We start from the raw sequence: 17,283 nt of genomic DNA on the forward strand, positions 1-17,283 counted from the left end.
CTCCCGGCGCCTCCCGGCGTCTCCCAGCGGACAAGGAGCAAAGTCATGGCCCGTTCCGTCGCCTCGATCGTTGCCGGCCACCCGGTCGCCGGCGCTCCCGGCGGGACTCTTCAGCGCACCAATCCCGGTCGTACCGCTGAGCTGGTCAGCGAAGTCTCGCTCGGGGACGCCGCGACGTTCGTCGAGGCCGCCGGGGCCGCGAAGGCGGCTCAGCGGTCCTGGGCGGACGTCCCGGCGCCGGTGCGCGGATCCGCGATCGGAAAGATCGGCCGGCTCGTCGAGGCCAACAAGGACCGGCTCGCCCGCATCGTGACGGAAGAGATCGGCAAGCCGTATGCGGAGGCGCTGGGCGAGGTCCAGGAGATCATCGACACCTGCGACTTCTTCCTGGGCGAGGGCCGCCGGCTGTACGGGCAGACGGTGCCGTCGGAGATGCCCGACAAGCAGCTGTTCACCTTCCGCAATCCCATGGGCTCGGTTGCGGTGATCACCGCGGGCAACTTCCCGGTGGCCGTGCCGGCCTGGTACCTCGTGCCTGCGCTGGTGAGCGGCAACACCGTGGTGTGGAAGCCCACCGAGTACGCCGCCGCGAGCGCCAAGGCCCTCTTCGAGCTGTTCGTGCACGGGGGCGGCCTGCCCGACGGCGTACTCAACCTCGTACTCGCCGACGGCGAGCAGACGTACGCCGGTCTGGAGGCCTCCCTCGACGCCGGGCTGGTCGACAAGGTCGGCTTCACGGGGTCCACGCTCGTCGGCCGGAAGATCGGCGCCCTGTGCGGACGGCATCTGCAGACCCCGTGCCTGGAGCTGGGCGGCAAGAACCCCCAGGTGGTCACCCCGAGCGCCAACCTCGACCTGGCGGTCGAGGGGGCGCTGTTCTCCGGATTCGGCACCGCGGGGCAGCGCTGCACCTCCCTCGGGACGGTCATCGTCCACGAGTCGGTGCACGAGGACTTCCTCGCCCGCTTCGACGCCGCGAGCCGCGCGGCCCGGATCGGGGACGCGTTCGAGGACGTCCTGTACGGCCCGATGCTCGACGAGCGGTTCGCGCAGCGCTACGAGACCTTCCTCGGATGGATCAAGGACCACCACCGTGTGTACGGCTCCGACGGCGTCGGACGGATCACGGCCGCCAACCCGCGCAAGGGTTTCGTCGGGGACCCCGAAGGGGGCATGTTCTACCACCCGGTGATCGTCGACGGGGTACGCCGCGAAGACGACATCTTCCTCACCGAGACCTTCGGCCCCCTCGTCGGAGTCACCACCTACCGGGACTTCGACGAGGCTCTCGATCTGGCCAACGCCCACGGCTACGGGCTGTCCGCCGCGATCTACACCACCGATCCGCACGAGGTGTGGACGTTCCGCCGTGGCATCGGCGCGGGCATGGTCAGCGTCAACAACACCACGTCCGGAGCCGAGGCGCACCTTCCCTTCGGCGGCAACGGCAAGTCGGGCAACGGCAGCCGCCAGTCCGGGCAGTGGGTGCTCGACCAGTTCACCCGCTGGCAGTCGATGAACTGGGACCACTCCGGCCGGCTGCAGAAAGCGCAGATGGACGTGGCCGAGCTCGAACCCGACATGGCGTTCCGTCTGTGAGCGGCGTCGAGGACCTGGACCGGCACTTCCGCGAGGCGGTGGCCGGTCTCCGGTCGACAGACGGGACGAACCTTCAGGGCGGCGCACTGGACAGCCGTACCGCTCTGGACCTCTTCGACGCCCAGCTGGAGAGCCGGCACACCGACGCCGCCGCGCGCTGGATGCAGCAGCAGGGCCGCGGCTACTACACCATCGGTTCGAGCGGGCACGAGGGCAACGCCGCCCTCGCCCTCGCGTTGCGCCCCACCGACCCGGCGTTGCTGCACTACCGCTCCGGGGCCTTCTACTGCGCCCGAGCCCGGCAGGCCGGCGGCGTTGATGCGGTCAGGGACATGTTGCTGGGGGTGGCCGCCGGGGCCGACGAGCCGATCGCCGGCGGGCGGCACAAGGTGTACGGGCGTCGCGAACTGGCGGTCGTCCCGCAGACGTCGACCATCTCCTCCCACCTGCCGCGGGCGGTCGGGGTGGCGTGGAGCATCGCCCGCGCCAAGCGGCTCGGGACCGAGTGCGCCTGGCCGGGCGATGCCGTCGTCTGCTGTTCCTTCGGCGACGCCTCGGTCAACCACTCCACGGCGGCCGGCGCCATCAACAGCGCCTGCCACGCGGCCTATCAGGGCCTGCCGATGCCCGTGCTGTTCGTCTGCGAGGACAACGGCCTGGGCATCAGTGTGCCGACCCCGCACGACTGGGTGCGGCGCGCCTACGGCAACCGGCCCGCCCTCGCCTACTTCACCGCGGACGGCTGTGATCCGTCAGCCGCCTTCGACGCCGCGTGCGAGGCAGTGGCCCATGTACGCAGACATCGCCAACCCGCGTTCCTGCATCTGTCGATGGTGCGCTTCCTCGGCCATGCGGGTTCGGACGCAGAAGCCGCCTACCGGGTGCCCTCCGAGGTCGCCGCGGATCTGGGACGCGATCCGCTGCTGGCCACCGCCCGGCTGCTCACCACGACCGGCGTCCTCACCCGTCAGCAGGTTCTCGACCGGTACGACGAGGTGGGCGGACGGGTATTCGCCGTCGCCAAGGAGGCCCTCGAAAGCGAGCCGCTGACCAGCGCCGCGCAGATCGCCGCCCCTATCGCACCCCGCCGCCCCGAACTCGTGGCGGCCGCGGCACGCCGTACGAGCGAGCCGCCCACGGTGCCCGTCGGCGAGCCCGTCACCGTCGCCCAGGCCATCACCCACACACTCGCCGACCTGCTCGGCAGCCACCCGGAGATGGTCGTCTTCGGCGAGGACGTCGGCCGCAAGGGCGGGGTCTACGGACTGACCCGGGGGCTGCAGCGGCGTTTCGGCACCGCCCGGGTCTTCGACACCCTGCTCGACGAACAGGCCATTCTCGGCCTGGCGCTGGGGGCGGGGCTGTCCGGGCTGCTGCCGGTGGCTGAGATCCAATACCTGGCGTACCTGCACAACGCCGAGGACCAACTGCGCGGCGAGGCCGCCACGCTGCAGTTCTTCTCCCAGGGCCAGTACCGCAACCCCCTTGTGGTCCGCATCGCCGGCTACGGCTACCAGCGCGGATTCGGCGGTCACTTCCACAACGACAATGCGCTGGGCGTCCTGCGTGACATTCCCGGTCTGGTCATCGCCTCCCCGTCCCGCCCCGACGACGCCGCAGCGATGCTGCGCACCTGCGTGGCGGCCGCCGAGGTGGACGGAACGATCAGCGCGTTCGTCGAGCCGATCGCGCTCTACCATGCGCGGGATCTCCACACGGAGGGGGACAACGCCTGGCTCGCCGCATACCCGCCACCCGCACAGCACGTACCCATCGGCCGGGCACGGACCTACGGCACAGGCACGGACCTGACCCTCGTGACCTTCGGCAACGGCCTGCGCATCTCGCTCCGCGCCGCGCACCGGCTGGAGCAGCAGGGCATCGCGTGCCGGGTCGTCGACCTGCGCTGGCTGGCACCCCTGCCGGTCGACGACCTGCTGCGGGAAGCAGGCGCGACGGGGCGCGTCCTCGTGGTCGACGAGACCCGCCGTACCGGAGGCGTGTCGGAGGGAGTCGTCACCGCCCTGGTCGACGCCGGATTCGCAGGCGCCGTCCGACGGGTCGCCAGTGCGGACAGCTTCGTCCCGCTGGGGCAGGCGGCGCAGTTGGTGCTCGTGTCCGAGGACGACGTCGAGCGCGCCGCGGCCGAGCTGCTCAAGTCAGGCCCGCGCGCTGACCGGTGACGAATCCTCGACGCACCTCTTTGCGTGCGCCCATGCGTTTCTTGGTCTGGACCCGGCCGGAACGACCGCTTCCGTACACGTTCTGCCACTCCCATGTCGTTGCACGGATCGCCGCCCCCCCCCGCGCCGTACAACCGAGGAGCACCGTTGTTCCGACGTCCAGTCCGACCCGCCCGTACCGTCACCGCGGCCGCAGCCGCGCTCGCCGCCGCGGGCGCCCTCACCGCCACGGCCGTCGCGCCCGCCGCGGCGCAGGCACACTCCCGTGCCCGGCACGTCCTGCTGCTGTCCGTCGACGGTCTGCACCAGTCCGACCTGGCCTGGTACATCGACCGCCACCCGCAGTCGGCGCTCGCCCGGCTCGCCGGCAGCGGTGTGGAGTACACCCACGCGAGAACCACCGTCCCCTCCGACTCGTTCCCCGGCATGGTCGGCCAGCTCACCGGCGGCGACCCGGGCATCACGGGCGTCTACTACGACGACAGCTACGACACCGCGCTCCTCCCGGCGGGCACGACCGCCTGCGCGGGCGCCAAGGCGGGTGCCGAGGTCGACCTCACCGAGGACCTCGACAAGAACAAGGACTCCCTCGACGCCGGGCAGGGCCTCGCCGGACTGCCGGGCAGCATCCTGCGCATGACCGGCGACGCCGCCTCCCTCATCGTTCCGTCCAAGCTGCCCGTCGACCCGAAGACCTGCAGGCCGCTCTACCCGCACAGCTACCTGAAGGTGAACACGGTCTTCGACGTGGCCCGTAAGGCCGGCCTGCGGACCGCGTGGTCCGACAAGCATGTCGCCTACGACATCCTGAACGGCCCGGCGGGCAACGGCATCCAGGACCTTTTCGCCCCCGAGATCAACAGCAAGGCGACCGGTTACCCGGGCGGCGTCGACTGGACGAAGGACAACGCGGCGACCGAACAGTACGACGGCTACAAGGTGCAGGCCGTGCTGAACGAGATCGACGGCTACGACCACGGCCGCACCCACCAGGTCGGCACCCCCGCGGTCTTCGGCATGAACTTCCAGTCGGTGTCGACCGCCCAGAAGCTGCCCACCTCCGACGGACTGACGGGCGGCTACCAGGCGAAGGGCGTGCCCGGGCCGCTGCTGGCGAAGAACCTCGACTTCGTCGACCAGCAGGTCGGGGCGTTCCTCAACGAACTCCACAAGCAGCACCTGGACCGCAGCACCACGGTCGTCCTGTCGGCCAAGCACGGGCAGTCGCCGACCGACCCGAAGGCGCTGACCCGCATCGCCGACGGTGCCCTCCTGGACGGGCTGAACACCGCGTGGAAGGCCGCCCACCCCGGTGCCGGCGACCTGGTCGCGCACTCCGCGGACGACGACGCGATGCTCCTCTGGCTCACCGACCGCTCCCAGGCCGCCGCCGACTTCGCCAAGGCGTACCTGCTGGGCCGGTCCGGCACCGGCAACGGCATCGACGGCACGGCCAAGCCCTTCACGGCGAGCGGCCTCAAGACCGTGTACGCGGGTGCCGAGGCCGCCCGCTACTTCCACACCCGGCCGGGCGACTCCCGCGTCCCCGACCTGTTCGGCATCAGCCAGTACGGCGTCGTCTACACCGGCGGCAAGGGCAAGATCGCCGAGCACGGGGGCGCCCACGCCGACGACCTCGACGTCCCGCTCGTCGTCTCCGGCGCCGCCACCCCGCAGGGCGTACACATCGGCGCCCCGGTGCGGACCACGCAGATCGCGCCGACGATCCTGCGGCTCCTGGGCCTGAACTCCCAGTCCCTGGACGCCGTACGCATCGAACACACACGGGCGCTTCCCCTGCGCTGACCCGGACCCGAGACGGGCGAGATGAGCGCTTGGTCCCACGGACGGCCGGGTCAGGCGCTCATCCACCGTGGTGTCAGTAGCCGACGGTGAAACGCCGGTTGAGATGCCGCGGGTTCTCGATCTCGTCGACGAGCGCGGCCGCATAGTCCTCGTACGAGATGCGGGCCTGTCCGTCGTCCCCGACGACGGGGCTGTCCAGCCCCGTGCGGTAGCGGCCGCTGCGCTCGCCCGGGGCGAAGTGGACCGGCGGCGGGGAGAAGTAGGTCCAGGTGACGTCGTCGGCCAGGGCCCGGTACGCGTCGAGAGCCCGGATCTGGCCGATCGCATACGGCTTGAACTCCTCCGGGAAGCCGGGGGCGTCGAAGAGCCGAACGCCGTCGGCGTCGAGCAGGCTCGCACCGCCGCCCATGTGCACGATGCGCGGGCCGGCGGGCCCCAGCGCCCGGACCGCCGCGGCGGCCGTGGCCACGGTGTCGGTGTAGAGGCCGGCGTCGGGTCCGCCGACGGTCAGCACCAGCGCGTCGGCGTCCTTGGCCAGGGCGGCCACCGTCTGCGGGTCGGTGACGTCACCTGCCACCGCCCGTACGCCGTCGGGGAGTTGGCCCAGCCGGGAGATGTCGCGGGCGACGGCGGTCACCTCATGGCCGCGTGCGGCGGCCTCGGCGACGACGCGGGAGCCCGCCTTGCCGGCGGCCCCGAACACCACGATCCTGCTCATCGGTCTCTCGCTTTCCTTGTGCTGTCGGGCAGTTCAGGGATTCCGCGCGCCGAACAGGTACTGGTTGCCGATGTCGATCAGGAACGGGGCACCGTAGGACGGATAGCGCTCCAGGATCGCCTTCTTGTACGCCTCCCCGTCGTCGCCGAGCAGCTCTCGCGCGTCGGCCAGGTAGTGGCGCAGATCTTCGTACACCTCCGGCCCGGCGGGCAGGCCGTGTCCGGGCAGGATCGTGTCGTAGGACGAGTCGGCGGCCAGCTGCTCCACGGCCCGCTGCCAGCCGGCGATGTCGTTGTTGCCCAGGAACAGGTGTACGGCGTGGTAGACGAGGTCCTGGGCGACCAGCACACCCTGCTCGGGCAGCTTGATCACCAGTTCGTCGGCGGCCTCGCCGCCCGAGACGGCCTCGAAGACGAACGGGACACCGTCGATGACCTCCGCACCCGGGACGATCTCCACGGTCGGCGTCACGTCCGCGACCGGGATGACCACACCGGTGGGGTCCTGTGCGTCGCCCTGCGCGGCGATCTGTTCGCGCACGGCGGCCAGTGCGTGCACCGGAACGCCGAAGCGGCCGGCGCCTTGGAAGTGGTCGGGGTGGGCGTGGGTGACGATCAGCCGGTCCAGCGGCTTCCCGAGGCCCTTCGCGTACGAGACGACCTCGTCCGCGTACGCCAGCGCGTACTGCGCGTCGACGGCGATCACCCGGGCCGGGGTCTCGATCAGCTGGGTGGTGACATTCAGACTGTCGGCCGGGGACATGTAGCTGTGAACGCGAACCGCGCCCTTGTCGACGACCGTAACCGTGCCGTGCATGATGTCTGCTCTCTCGCTCGGTCGGACGACATCCGGTCTGCCGCACCGCTCCGTTCCACTCTCACCTGGCGAGGACGGGGACGCGAGATATGCTGAGGACCCAGGATGGTCAGAAACGGACATGAGCGAGGTCTGCGTGCCGACGCGAGAGGTCACCGACACGCCCCTGCCGTCCGACGGCCCGATCCCCGGTTTCGGCTTCAATCCGCCGTTCGCTCCGGTGCCCGGCTTCGAGATCACCGACCTCGCCGCCCTGCACGCCCGGATGACCGACGGCAGTCTCGAACGGATCCACCGCGTCGACTTCCACACCATCACCCTGATCACCGGCGGAAGCGGGGAGCACGCCGTCGACTTCGTCAGCCACCCGTGCCGCCCCGGCACCCTGCTGTGGATCCGCCCCGGCCAGGTCCAGCGCTTCGGCCACCCCGGTGTGATGAACGGCCCGCACCTGATGTTCACCCCTTCCTTCCCGGCCCACCTGCCCGGCACCGACCGGCCGGCCCACGAGTGGTACGGCCCCGTCTGCCGACAGCTCGGCACCGGCCGCGACCACGCCACTCTGGCAACCCTGCTGGACCAGCTGCGGGCCGAATCCACCCGGCCGCCCGGCTCGGTGTCGCCGCAGATCCTCCAACTCCAGCTCGCCACCCTGCTGTTGCACATCGACCGCCTGCCACAGGACGGCGAGACGGGCGACCGGCGCGCCGGCGGCGAGATCTACACCCGCTTCCGCGCCGAACTCGAACGCTCCTACGCCACCACCCGCCGCGCCGAGGACTACGCCCGGCACCTCGGCTACACCGTCAAGACCCTCACCCGCGCCTGCCTTGCCGCAACCGGACAGCCCGTCAAGCAGGTCATCGACGCACGGGTCGCCCTGGAGGCCCAGCGCCTGCTGGCGCACACCGACGCACCGGTCGCACTCATCGCCCGCCGCCTCGGCTTCTCGGAACCCACCAACTTCGGCAAGTTCTTCACCCGCCACGTCGGCGCCGCTCCCGGCGACTTCCGGCGCGGCCACCGAGGGCCCGGCACAGCAGCAACTGCGTCGTGATCCCCTGAACCGCGGACGACGCACCCGCCAGGCGCCGAACTCACCTTGCAGGTAGGGGAGTTGGAGACCCCGGCTCAACTGGAAGCGAGAACCTCGTGGCCCCGCACCAGGCTGCCGCCCCTGCGGTCGCAGCCGACTAGGACCGAAGCGGGCTCAAGCGGTTCGGGCGCAGTCCTTGGCCAGTCGCAGGCTCTCGGTGACGGCGTGCGGGATGTCGACGACCGGGAACAGGGTGTGTCGTACGGTCCGTGCGGCGTCGACGACCAGGATCAGGCGCTTGTGCCGCAGCCGGCCCGCACCGCGGAAGGCCGGCAGCCGCAGGGCCGCGGCCAGTTGGTGGGCGGCGTCGGAGAGAAGCGGGTAAGGGATCTCCTCGGCGCGGGCGAACTCCGCCTGTTCGTGGACGAGTTGGGTGCTGAGTCCGCGCACGTCCACGCCCGCCCGGCGGAAGTCGGGCCAGGCGTCCCGGAAGAGCCGGTTCTCCAGCGTGCAGCCCGCGGCGCCGGGGATCGGACCCCATTCGATTCCCGTGCCGGGGTAGGTGAACAGCACGGTCGCGGCGGCGTCCGGTGAGACGAGGGACAGGTCGGCGCCCTGCGTGCCGGGCAGTTCGAGGCCGTCGGGCAGGCGAGTGCCGGCCAGGGCGTGCACCCGGGCATGCTCGGCACCGTCCGCCTCCGCCGTCGCGGTGAGGCTTCCGTCGCCGAGCACCCACCGGTCGCCCCAGTCCTGCATCGCGACCAGCAGCGGCAACAGCGCGGCACCCGCATCGGTGAGCAGGTACTCGTAGCGCACCGGACGCCGCTGATAGAGGCTGCGCCGCAGCACCCCGCTCGCGACCAGCCGGCCGAGCCGCTCGGTGAGCACCTTGCGGGACAGGCCGATCTCGGCGGCCAGCGCGTCGAAACGGACGTGCCCGCGGGCGACCTCGCGCAGCACCAGCACGTTCCACCAGTCCCCCAGGACCAGGGCGGCCTGGGCGATACCGCAGGTCTCGTCAGCGTTGTGCATCCTCATGGACCCATAGTAGGTTCCTTTTCGGGACTCACTTTGTTTCCGAAAGAAACTTACTGCCCGCCGATGTCCGAGACGCGGGCCCAGCGTGAGGAGTTGCACCGTGACCGCCATCAGCCGGGTCGTCGCACGGGAGATCATCGACAGCCGGGGCAATCCGACCGTCGAGGTGGATGTGGAGCTCAGGGACGGTTCGCTCGGCCGCGCGGCCGTTCCTTCGGGGGCCTCCACCGGGGCCCGCGAGGCGGTGGAACTGCGCGACGGCGACCCGGCCAGGTTCCACGGCAAGGGAGTCCGGCGCGCGGTGGACGCCGTGAACGAAAGCATCGCGGACGCCGTGACCGGGCTCGACGCCGAGGACCAGGCGACCGTGGACCGCACCATGATCGAGCTGGACGGCACGGACACCAAGTCACGACTCGGCGCCAACGCCCTGCTCGGTGTCTCCCTCGCCACCGCCAAGGCCGCCGCCCGCGCCCACCGGCTGCCGCTGTACCGCTACGTCGGCGGAGTCGACGCCCGTCTGCTGCCGGTCCCGATGATGAACATCGTCAACGGCGGTGCCCACGCCGACAATCCGCTGGACTTCCAGGAGTTCATGATCGCCCCTATCGGGGCCGCCACCTTCGCCGAGGCCGTCCGCATGGGCTCGGAGGTCTTCCACACCCTGCGCGGCCGCCTGCTCGCCGCCGGCCACAGCGTGAACGTCGGTGACGAGGGCGGCTTCGCGCCCGACCTGCGCACCGCCGACGAGGCCCTTGACTTCGTCGTACGCGCCATCGAGGAGACCGGCTACAAGCCCGGCACCGACATCACCCTCGTCATGGACCCGGCCACCTCGGAGTTCTTCCGCGACGGCGTCTACGACTACGCGGGCGAGGGCGTCCGCCGCACCCCCGCCGAACACGCCGACTACCTTGCCGCGCTCGTCGACCGCTACCCCGTCGCCTCCATCGAGGACCCGATGGCCGAGGACGACCACGACGGCTGGCGCGCACTGACCGCCCGGCTCGGTGACCGCTGCCAGCTCACCGGCGACGACGTCTTCTGCACCAACGAAACCCTGCTGAGCGCCGGCATCCGCGACGGCATCGCCAACTCGATCCTGGTGAAGGTCAACCAGATCGGCACCCTCACCGAGACCCTGGCCACGGTGGCCACCGCGCACCGCGCCGGCTACACCGTCGTCATGTCCCACCGCTCGGGCGAGACCGAGGACACCACCATCGCCGACCTCGCCGTCGCCACCGGCTGCGGCCAGATCAAGACCGGCTCGCTGTCCCGCGCCGACCGCACCGCCAAGTACAACCAACTCGTCCGCATCGAGGAGCAGTTGGGCCCGCAGGCCCGCTACGCGGGCGGCGAGGCCCTGGGACTGCGCCGCTGACCCCGCGCCGTGGAGCACGTCGGCCCAGCAGTCAGGGGAGATCGGGAGATTGATTCGCGCGTGGCACCGGCTCCCCGCGCGGGGAGCCGACCGCCTCGTTCACTCGGAGGCGTGGCCGTCCGACGGGCCGTGGAGGATCTCAGCGGTGTGCTCGCCCAGCTGGGGCGGCGGCAGGCGGTACTGCGCCGGTGTCCCACTCAGCGCGATGGGGTGCGCGATCTGACGGGAGGGCCTGCCGTGTTCCCCGTCGGCTGCCGCGGCCGGGATGTCGACTGTGCCGGGAAGTCCGAGCTTCCGTGCGAAGTCGAATGCTTCGTCAAGGGTGTTGACCGGCCCGGCGGGCACCCCCGCGGCCAGCAGGACGGCCGCCCAGTGGTCCGCACCGGCGGCGGCCAGCCGTTGCGTCAGGATGTTCCGCAGCTCGGTGCGGTGGGCGACCCGGTCGGCGTTGGTGCGGAAGCGGTCGTCGAAGGCGAGCGCGGGAACCCCGACGGCCGCGGCGAGAGCTGCGAACTGCCGGTCGTTGCCCACTGCGATCGCGATGGGACGATCAGCGGCCGGGAAGGTCTCGTACGGGGCGATGCTCGGGTGCGCATTGCCCATGCGACCCGGCACCACACCGGCGACGGCGAACGCCGATGCCTGGTTGACCATGGCCGACAACAGCGAACTGAGAAGGTTCACTTCCACGTGCTGCCCTTCCCCGGTGGCGTCCCGGTGCCGGAGAGCGGCAAGGATGCCGAGCGAGGCATGCAGGCCGGTGATCACATCGACGAGCGCCACGCCCGCCTTCATCGGCTCCCCGGCCGGGTCCCCGGTCACGCTCATCAGACCGCCGACGGCCTGCGCGAGCAGGTCGTATCCGGGGATCGTCGCGCCCTCGCCGCTGCCGAAGCCGCTGATCGAGCAGTAGACCAACTCCGGGTGCAGGGCGCGGAGTTCGCGATGTCCGAGCCCGAGCCGCTCCATTGTGCCGGGGCGGAAGTTCTCTACCAGCACGTCGGACTCGGCGACCAGAGCAAGGGCCTGCTCGCGCCCCGTCCCGGTCGTCAGATCCAGGACGACGGACCTCTTGTTCCGGTTGACGCTCAGGAAATACGTCGACGTGCCGTCCTCGTCCGCCGGAGGACGCCAGGCCCGGGTGTCGTCCCCGATGCCCGGCCGCTCCACCTTCACCACCTCTGCTCCGAGGTCGGCAAGGAGCATGGTGGCGTAGGGTCCCGCGAGGACCCGGGTGAAGTCGGCGATGCGCAGCCCCTCCAGCGCGCCGCGCCCCGCCCCATCGACAACACCGGCCCATCTGTCCCGCCTGTTGTGCTGGGTGCTCACACACCCTCCTCTCTGATCGTCCCGCGTACGCAAAGCGGCTGCCGCTGAACGAACGCAGTTCGGTGACTCTGAACGGGAGCTCGGGATCCGTTCTGGCTCCGCCACCCTGACCCTGCCGCGGATCGCCGGTCAACGACGAGCTGACGCAATCGTCGGGCGCGGAACGTGTTCTGGGTACGCATGATGCCGACGATCTGGTGCGATGGTGGGCATGCTGTCCCACCTCAGCGCCTGCGGAGCAACGGGCTCAGGCGTCGACGACCGGAGCGGACGGCGAGGCGGTCCCGGTGAATCGCGGCAGGGCGGCCGCACCGACCGCGAGCAGGGCGACGATGCCCATCTGCACATACTCGACGTCGGCGAAGGCATGATCGATGCTGTGCGGTGCCAGGGTCAGGTAGAGGCTGCCGAGCGTGGCCACGCCGAGGGCGAGTCCGCTCTGCTGCAGGGTGATCAGTACGCCGCTGCCGATGCCGCCGAGGTGGGTGGGAACGTCGGCGAGCACGCTGCGGAACAGTCCGGCGAAGAGCATCGACTGCCCGGCTCCCACCAGGGCGAGCGGCAGGGCCATGGCCCAGAGAGCGACATGCGGCCACTCCGCGAACAGAACCGTCACGAGTGAGGCCAGGCCGACGAGTTGGACGACGGCGCCCGCCGACAACGCGGCCCGGCCGTATCGACCGATGACGCGGGGCGCGAGCAGGGAACCGGCGAAGAACAGCAGGGCCATGGGCAGGATGGCCAGGCCGCCGTGCAGAGCGTCGGCATGCAGCCCGTGCTGGACGGTGAGGGCGAAGACGAACATGAACGCACCGAAGCCGATGCTGAAGGCGAACACCATCACCAGGCCGCGCGACATCGACGGCAGCCGCAGCACGGACGGCGGCAGCAGCGGCACCTGGCCGCGCCGCTCGGCGCGCCTCTCCACGCCGTAGGTGGCGGCGCCGAGGGCGACCGCGGCGGCGAGCAGCAGCCAGGTCCACCACGGCCAGCCCAGCGAGTGGCCCTCGGTCAGCGGGACCAGCAGGGTGGTCAGCATGGCGGCGAACAGCACGGTGCCGGGCAGATCGATGCCGACCGGATGGTGCGAACGGGTGTCGGGCACGACCCGGGCCGCCACGATCAGCACCAGCACGCCGATGGGCACGTTGACCAGGAAGATCGGCCGCCAGGAGGTGCCGGCGATGTCGGCGCCGACCAGCAGACCGCCCACCAACTGCCCGACCACGGCGGCGATTCCGGAGGTGGCGCCGTACAACGCCACGGCGCGGGCCCTGCGCTCCCCATCCAGGACGTGATGGAAGGTCGCCAGCACCTGCGGAATGAGCAGGGCGGCGGTGGCGCCCTGGACGATACGGGCCCCGATCAGCACGCCCACGTCCGGAGCCGCACCGCAGGCCAGTGAGGCGAGTACGAACCCCACCAACGCGCAGAGAAAGACGCGGCGGCGACCGTAGCGGTCCCCCAGCCGGCCGCCGAGAACCAGCAACGTCGCGTACGCGACGCCGTATCCGGCGATCACCAGCTCCAGCGATGACGCCGAGGCATGCAGTGAGGCGTCGATGCTGGGCAGGGCCACATTGGTGATGAAGAAGTCCATGATCGGCAGGAACGCACCGGCCAGCAGGACGAACACTCCGACCGGATGCAGCCCGCCTGCGCGGGCCGTGGCACGGGGCGAGAGTCCGCTCGCCCTGGCATGCCGGGAGGAAGTGGTCGTTGTCATGACAGCCTCCAGAAAGCAAGAGAAGTTATATGGTCATAACTACATCCCTGCGACGAGTATGAGGTCATAACCACTTCGGGGCAACCCCGTACTCTGGAGCCGTGACGCAGGAGCAGACACACCCAACGCGCTCGACGATCTCGCCGAACGATGAACGGCGGTGGGCCGAGTTGGCCGATCTCGCCCTGATCATCAGCCGGGAGATCCAGTTCCGCGGCTACACCGACGAGCGGGCCGTCCCCCTGTCGCCGTCAGAGGGCATGGTCATGCGCTACCTGCAGCACGAACCCCCCGCCCCGCCCAGCCACATCGCCGCGGCGACCGGACTGCAGCGCACCAATCTCTCCACCGTCCTGCGCGGACTGGAGCAGAAGGGCCTCATCGAGCGACGCGCCGACCCGGGCGACGGCCGCGGAGTCACCGTCCACGTCACCGAACACGGACGCGCCAACTACGCCCTCGTCCGCAGGGAATGGGCCGCAGCCGTCTCCACGGCAGCCGACCACGACGCCACACACCTCGACGCCGCGCTCGCCTTGCTCGGCGCCGTGGAATCCGGCCTGTCCAGGTCACGGCCACGGACGCGCACCTCGCGTCCGGCGACGGAATCCCCATAGGCGCGTCGTGCGACATCGGCGGAAGGCGGGGCCTGACCGCCCCCCGCTCAACAGCAACCAGACCTCAAGCGTTCCCGCAGTTCAACGGACCCTTCCACGCGGCTTCAGACCCACCGCCGGCAGCTCGGGGGCAGGCAGCGGATCACCGTCGTACCCCTTCACCTCGCCGAACCGCGAGCCTTCCATCCAGTCCCGACGCGCCTGCACGGTCTCTTCCTGGGACCGCCCGATCCAGTTCCAGAACATAGTCTGCCGTGCGCGCATATCCGCAGGCCAACAGCGTCCGGGAGTTCTGGCGGTCAGCAAACTGTCAGCATCGGTCGTTTGGGGTGAGCGAAGCATGCCTTCGGTTGTGTTGAAGCGTGGGATGAACCGCTCCGGGATCGGTGGAGGCTCTATGCGTTGACTCCAGCAGCCGGTTGGGGCTGGTGTTGAGCGTAGTATTTGGTTTCGTGTTCGTGGGGCGGGATGTCCCCGGTCGCTGTGTGGAGGCGCTGGTTGTTGAACCAGTCGACCCATTCCGCGGTGGCGAGTTCGAGGGCGTCGGGGACGAGCTTGGCTCGCTTGCTGGTGGCGGCGGACCAGCCCACGATCGCCCGGGAGAACACGTCCACGACGAACGCGACGTAAACATGCCGGACCAGGTGGCGACATAGGTGAAGTCGGCCACCCACCGCTGGTTCGGACGTGACGCGGTGAAGGCGCGCTGCAGCAGGTCAGTCGCCCGTGCATGCCCGCTGCCGCGGACCGTGGTGCGGATCTTCCTGCCGCGTCGGGCGCCCTCCGGGCCCAAGTCACGCATCAGGGGGGCGACCGTGCAGCGGGCTGCTTCGATGTCCTCACGGTGCAGCTGCCGCCAAACCTTGCGGACCCCGTAGATGCCATAGTTGTCGGCGTGGACGCGGCTGATCCGGGCTTTCAGCTCCGTGTCTCGCATCGCCCGGGCGTTGGGTGCACGGTTCCTGGCAGCGTAGTGGGTGCTCGTTGCGATCTTCAGTCCGTGCCCGGCGAGCACACGGCAGATCGGCTCGACGCCGAACACCTTCTTGAACTCGTCGATGAACGCTACGAGCGTGTCGACGGCCGGTCGAGCTCGGCCGCGAAGAAAGCCGACGCCGCCTTCAAGATCTCGTTGGCCCGCCGCAGTTCGGCGTTCTCGGCCCGCAGGCGCTTGATCTCCACGGCTTCCTCGGAGGTGGTGCCGGGCCGCTCGCCGGTGTCCACCCGCGCTTTGCGGACCCAGGTCCGCACCGTCTCCGCCGCTCCGATGCCCAGCTTCGCGGCGACCGCCTTCATCGCGGCCCACTCGGTCGGGTAGTTGGGGCGGATCTCCGTAACCATACGCACCGCACGCTCACGAAGCTCGGGAGGGTAGAGGGACGGACGTGCCATGACTCGATCCTCTCAGGGAATCGAGCCTCCATCAGACCCAGAGCGGTTCACAACGCAAACCGGCGTGAGGCCGTGAAGGTATGCACAGCCGCAGACCCCAACTACGCGTCAATGGGCCTGAAGTGCGACGAGTACCCGTTCGCCTCAACCTATGAAGGGTCGGTCCAGTCCATCTACGAGCCGAGCAAACCCAAGAACAACTTCTCGGCGCTGGCCATCAACGGTACCGAAAACGGTGCGGGCGGCACTCAACTCGCAAAGTACTACGCAAACAACAGGATCATCGACGGCCCGAGCGACGAGTTCTATGTGGTGATCGTCCCCTGACACCAGCCGCCTGTTCCCGGCCGGCTTCGGCCGGGAAAAGCACCGGTGGCTAGAATTCCCACTCGAGAAATCCGTCAGCGGTGAACACCGCAGCACACCGTTGCCTGTCAAATGGGGATCAACGTCGTATTCGGCGCCTTGAGTAACTCCGGTCTCCAGTGCATGCGCCACATCGGCCCACATGGCGGGCACGCTGGGCCAGGTGGGCGCGCCGAAGCAGCCGTCGACCTTGCTCCAGGTCAGAACGCTCCCCCGCAGCTCACCGGGCCTGTTGTCCACCACCAGCAGGTCACCCGTCGTGTCGTCCCCAATGGGCAGCAGGAGCGGATGAAACTCCTGGCAAGGCTCTCCGGCAGTTGCTGTGGCATCCGCCCCGCTACTGGGGTCTGCGCGGCGGCAAGCTTACGCTGCCACAGCATCTGCATGCGGTTGAACTGATCCCTCACCGCATCGGGGAACGTCTGCGCCATCACGGACTGAGCCTCAGATATGTCATCCATGGTCGCCGATGTCCGGATGGTACGTGCCGTCGAGGGGGCGTGTATGTCCAGAACCGTTCGGACATGTGCCCAGGCATCGGTGAGTGTCGTCGTCATGGCGTCATCCTGCTACCTGACGATGATCGAGTACGCCATTGCCGGCACCTAGCTGTTGCGGGTCAGGACGTTGGTGACGTGAGTTGTTGGCAGATCATCTGGTGAGCAAGTTGTGCCGTCGCGAGCAGGTCCTCGCGAGCCGTGTCGACATTGGACCGCACTGACAATCCGTGCCAGACGGATTGGATGAGCCCGGTCAGGACCGCTGCGTTGGTGCCCGCGGCTAGTTCCCCGTCCTGGATCGCTCGTTCGATGCGCACGAGGAGGGCCTGCTCGTTCGAGCTGTGCAGTTCGGCGATGTAGGTGCTGGTATCGAGCGTGCTCGTGCTGTCGGTCATCACGGCGCTGCTGATGAGACATCCGGGATGCCTGTCGCTTGGCTGGGTGAACTCGTGGACCGAGTCGGTGAGGATGCGTTCGATGACGGTCTGGATGTCGTTCTCGGCGACAGCCTGCTGGTAGATCTCGCGGTAACGCTCGGCGTAGGTCCGCACCGCTTCCTCGAACAGCCCGGCTTTGTTGCCGAAGGCGGCGTAGAGGCTGGAGGTGGAGAGCCCGAGGGCCGCGGTCAGGGTCCGGGTCGAGGTGCCGGAGTAGCCGCGTCGCCAGAAGAGGCGAGCGGCGTCAAGGACCGCGCGGTCGCGGTCGAAGGCTCGTGGTCGTCCACGGTGGCGTTCGGTCACGCTTGCATTGTAGATCGTTCGCTCCATAATAGA

The 17,283-nt window shown here is 69.7% G+C and carries 14 protein-coding genes and 2 pseudogenes; 7 read left to right on the top strand and 9 right to left on the bottom strand.

What is annotated here, in order from left to right:
- The first annotated feature begins 45 nt into the window (after positions 1 to 45).
- The 3 genes from P2Q00_RS11585 to P2Q00_RS11595 all read left to right on the top strand — a co-directional run bounded on the left by P2Q00_RS11585 (position 46) and on the right by P2Q00_RS11595 (position 5,588).
- Complete coding sequence (locus P2Q00_RS11585; protein WP_275772102.1) at positions 46 to 1,599, top strand: aldehyde dehydrogenase family protein; 1,554 nt, start codon at positions 46 to 48, stop codon at positions 1,597 to 1,599.
- Positions 1,596 to 3,782, top strand: coding sequence for a thiamine pyrophosphate-dependent enzyme (locus tag P2Q00_RS11590; protein ID WP_275772103.1), 2,187 nt, complete (start codon positions 1,596 to 1,598; stop codon positions 3,780 to 3,782). Before P2Q00_RS11585 ends, P2Q00_RS11590 begins: the two co-directional genes overlap by 4 nt.
- Positions 3,783 to 3,929: 147 nt before the next feature.
- Entirely contained in the window at positions 3,930 to 5,588 is a 1,659-nt protein-coding gene (locus P2Q00_RS11595; RefSeq protein ID WP_275772104.1) for an alkaline phosphatase family protein, read from the top strand.
- A gap of 73 nt (positions 5,589 to 5,661) precedes the next feature.
- On the opposite strand, the gene P2Q00_RS11600 is transcribed toward P2Q00_RS11595, so the two are convergent.
- Together P2Q00_RS11600 and P2Q00_RS11605 are read right to left on the bottom strand one after the other, a co-directional pair.
- Positions 5,662 to 6,306 (bottom strand): NAD(P)-dependent oxidoreductase, encoded by a 645-nt coding sequence (locus P2Q00_RS11600; protein ID WP_275772105.1) that lies wholly within the window; start codon positions 6,304 to 6,306, stop codon positions 5,662 to 5,664.
- Between the two features lie 33 nt (positions 6,307 to 6,339).
- Complete coding sequence (locus tag P2Q00_RS11605; protein ID WP_275772106.1) at positions 6,340 to 7,122, bottom strand: MBL fold metallo-hydrolase; 783 nt, start codon at positions 7,120 to 7,122, stop codon at positions 6,340 to 6,342.
- A 121-nt stretch (positions 7,123 to 7,243) separates the two neighbouring features.
- Here P2Q00_RS11605 and P2Q00_RS11610 point away from each other — a divergent pair, with 121 nt between their 5' ends.
- The gene (locus P2Q00_RS11610; protein WP_275772107.1) at positions 7,244 to 8,179 is read left to right on the top strand and encodes a helix-turn-helix domain-containing protein; all 936 of its coding nucleotides are present in this window, start codon (positions 7,244 to 7,246) and stop codon (positions 8,177 to 8,179) included.
- 153 nt (positions 8,180 to 8,332) lie between these two features.
- Here the strand turns inward: P2Q00_RS11610 and P2Q00_RS11615 are convergent, their stop codons facing one another.
- Positions 8,333 to 9,196 (bottom strand): winged helix-turn-helix transcriptional regulator, encoded by an 864-nt coding sequence (locus tag P2Q00_RS11615; RefSeq protein ID WP_275772108.1) that lies wholly within the window; start codon positions 9,194 to 9,196, stop codon positions 8,333 to 8,335.
- A gap of 100 nt (positions 9,197 to 9,296) precedes the next feature.
- Here P2Q00_RS11615 and eno point away from each other — a divergent pair, with 100 nt between their 5' ends.
- Complete coding sequence (eno, locus tag P2Q00_RS11620) at positions 9,297 to 10,580, top strand: phosphopyruvate hydratase (protein ID WP_275772109.1); 1,284 nt, start codon at positions 9,297 to 9,299, stop codon at positions 10,578 to 10,580.
- A 99-nt stretch (positions 10,581 to 10,679) separates the two neighbouring features.
- On the opposite strand, the gene P2Q00_RS11625 is transcribed toward eno, so the two are convergent.
- Both P2Q00_RS11625 and P2Q00_RS11630 read right to left on the bottom strand, forming a co-directional pair.
- The gene (locus tag P2Q00_RS11625; protein WP_275772110.1) at positions 10,680 to 11,909 is read right to left on the bottom strand and encodes a CaiB/BaiF CoA transferase family protein; all 1,230 of its coding nucleotides are present in this window, start codon (positions 11,907 to 11,909) and stop codon (positions 10,680 to 10,682) included.
- Positions 11,910 to 12,156: 247 nt separating this feature from the next.
- A complete protein-coding gene (locus P2Q00_RS11630) occupies positions 12,157 to 13,635 on the bottom strand; it encodes an MFS transporter (RefSeq protein WP_275772111.1) in 1,479 nt (492 codons plus the stop codon).
- A 101-nt stretch (positions 13,636 to 13,736) separates the two neighbouring features.
- On the opposite strand from P2Q00_RS11630, the gene P2Q00_RS11635 reads away from it, so the two are divergent.
- The gene (locus tag P2Q00_RS11635) at positions 13,737 to 14,252 is read left to right on the top strand and encodes a MarR family winged helix-turn-helix transcriptional regulator (RefSeq protein ID WP_275772112.1); all 516 of its coding nucleotides are present in this window, start codon (positions 13,737 to 13,739) and stop codon (positions 14,250 to 14,252) included.
- A gap of 81 nt (positions 14,253 to 14,333) precedes the next feature.
- On the opposite strand, the pseudogene P2Q00_RS11640 reads toward P2Q00_RS11635, so the two are convergent.
- Both P2Q00_RS11640 and P2Q00_RS11645 read right to left on the bottom strand, forming a co-directional pair.
- Positions 14,334 to 14,498, bottom strand: a pseudogene (locus P2Q00_RS11640) (pirin family protein); the annotation flags it as partial.
- A gap of 149 nt (positions 14,499 to 14,647) precedes the next feature.
- A pseudogene (locus tag P2Q00_RS11645) lies at positions 14,648 to 15,644 on the bottom strand (IS3 family transposase).
- Between the two features lie 30 nt (positions 15,645 to 15,674).
- Between P2Q00_RS11645 and P2Q00_RS11650 the strand changes: the two are divergent.
- Positions 15,675 to 15,971 (top strand): NucA/NucB deoxyribonuclease domain-containing protein, encoded by a 297-nt coding sequence (locus tag P2Q00_RS11650; RefSeq protein ID WP_439145900.1) that lies wholly within the window; start codon positions 15,675 to 15,677, stop codon positions 15,969 to 15,971.
- 239 nt (positions 15,972 to 16,210) lie between these two features.
- Here the strand turns inward: P2Q00_RS11650 and P2Q00_RS11655 are convergent, their stop codons facing one another.
- Together P2Q00_RS11655 and P2Q00_RS11660 are read right to left on the bottom strand one after the other, a co-directional pair.
- Positions 16,211 to 16,567, bottom strand: a complete 357-nt coding sequence (locus P2Q00_RS11655) for an SMI1/KNR4 family protein (protein WP_275772113.1) — start codon at positions 16,565 to 16,567, stop codon at positions 16,211 to 16,213.
- A 62-nt stretch (positions 16,568 to 16,629) separates the two neighbouring features.
- Positions 16,630 to 17,250, bottom strand: coding sequence for a TetR/AcrR family transcriptional regulator (locus P2Q00_RS11660; RefSeq protein ID WP_275772114.1), 621 nt, complete (start codon positions 17,248 to 17,250; stop codon positions 16,630 to 16,632).
- Between the last annotated feature and the right edge of the window lie 33 nt (positions 17,251 to 17,283).

It is taken from the genome of Streptomyces coacervatus, from assembly GCF_029223485.1.
GTDB classification, from domain to species: domain Bacteria; phylum Actinomycetota; class Actinomycetes; order Streptomycetales; family Streptomycetaceae; genus Streptomyces; species Streptomyces coacervatus.

Excerpts from the sequence above, each read along its gene's own strand:
- P2Q00_RS11585 (WP_275772102.1), top strand. The coding sequence starts at position 46 with ATGGCCCGTTCCGTCGCCTCGATCGTTGCCGGCCACCCGGTCGCCGGC.
- P2Q00_RS11600 (WP_275772105.1), bottom strand. The coding sequence starts at position 6,306 with ATGAGCAGGATCGTGGTGTTCGGGGCCGCCGGCAAGGCGGGCTCCCGC.
- P2Q00_RS11605 (WP_275772106.1), bottom strand. The coding sequence starts at position 7,122 with ATGCACGGCACGGTTACGGTCGTCGACAAGGGCGCGGTTCGCGTTCAC.
- P2Q00_RS11610 (WP_275772107.1), top strand. The coding sequence starts at position 7,244 with ATGAGCGAGGTCTGCGTGCCGACGCGAGAGGTCACCGACACGCCCCTG.
- P2Q00_RS11615 (WP_275772108.1), bottom strand. The coding sequence starts at position 9,196 with ATGAGGATGCACAACGCTGACGAGACCTGCGGTATCGCCCAGGCCGCC.
- P2Q00_RS11630 (WP_275772111.1), bottom strand. The coding sequence starts at position 13,635 with ATGACAACGACCACTTCCTCCCGGCATGCCAGGGCGAGCGGACTCTCG.
- P2Q00_RS11655 (WP_275772113.1), bottom strand. The coding sequence starts at position 16,567 with ATGACGACGACACTCACCGATGCCTGGGCACATGTCCGAACGGTTCTG.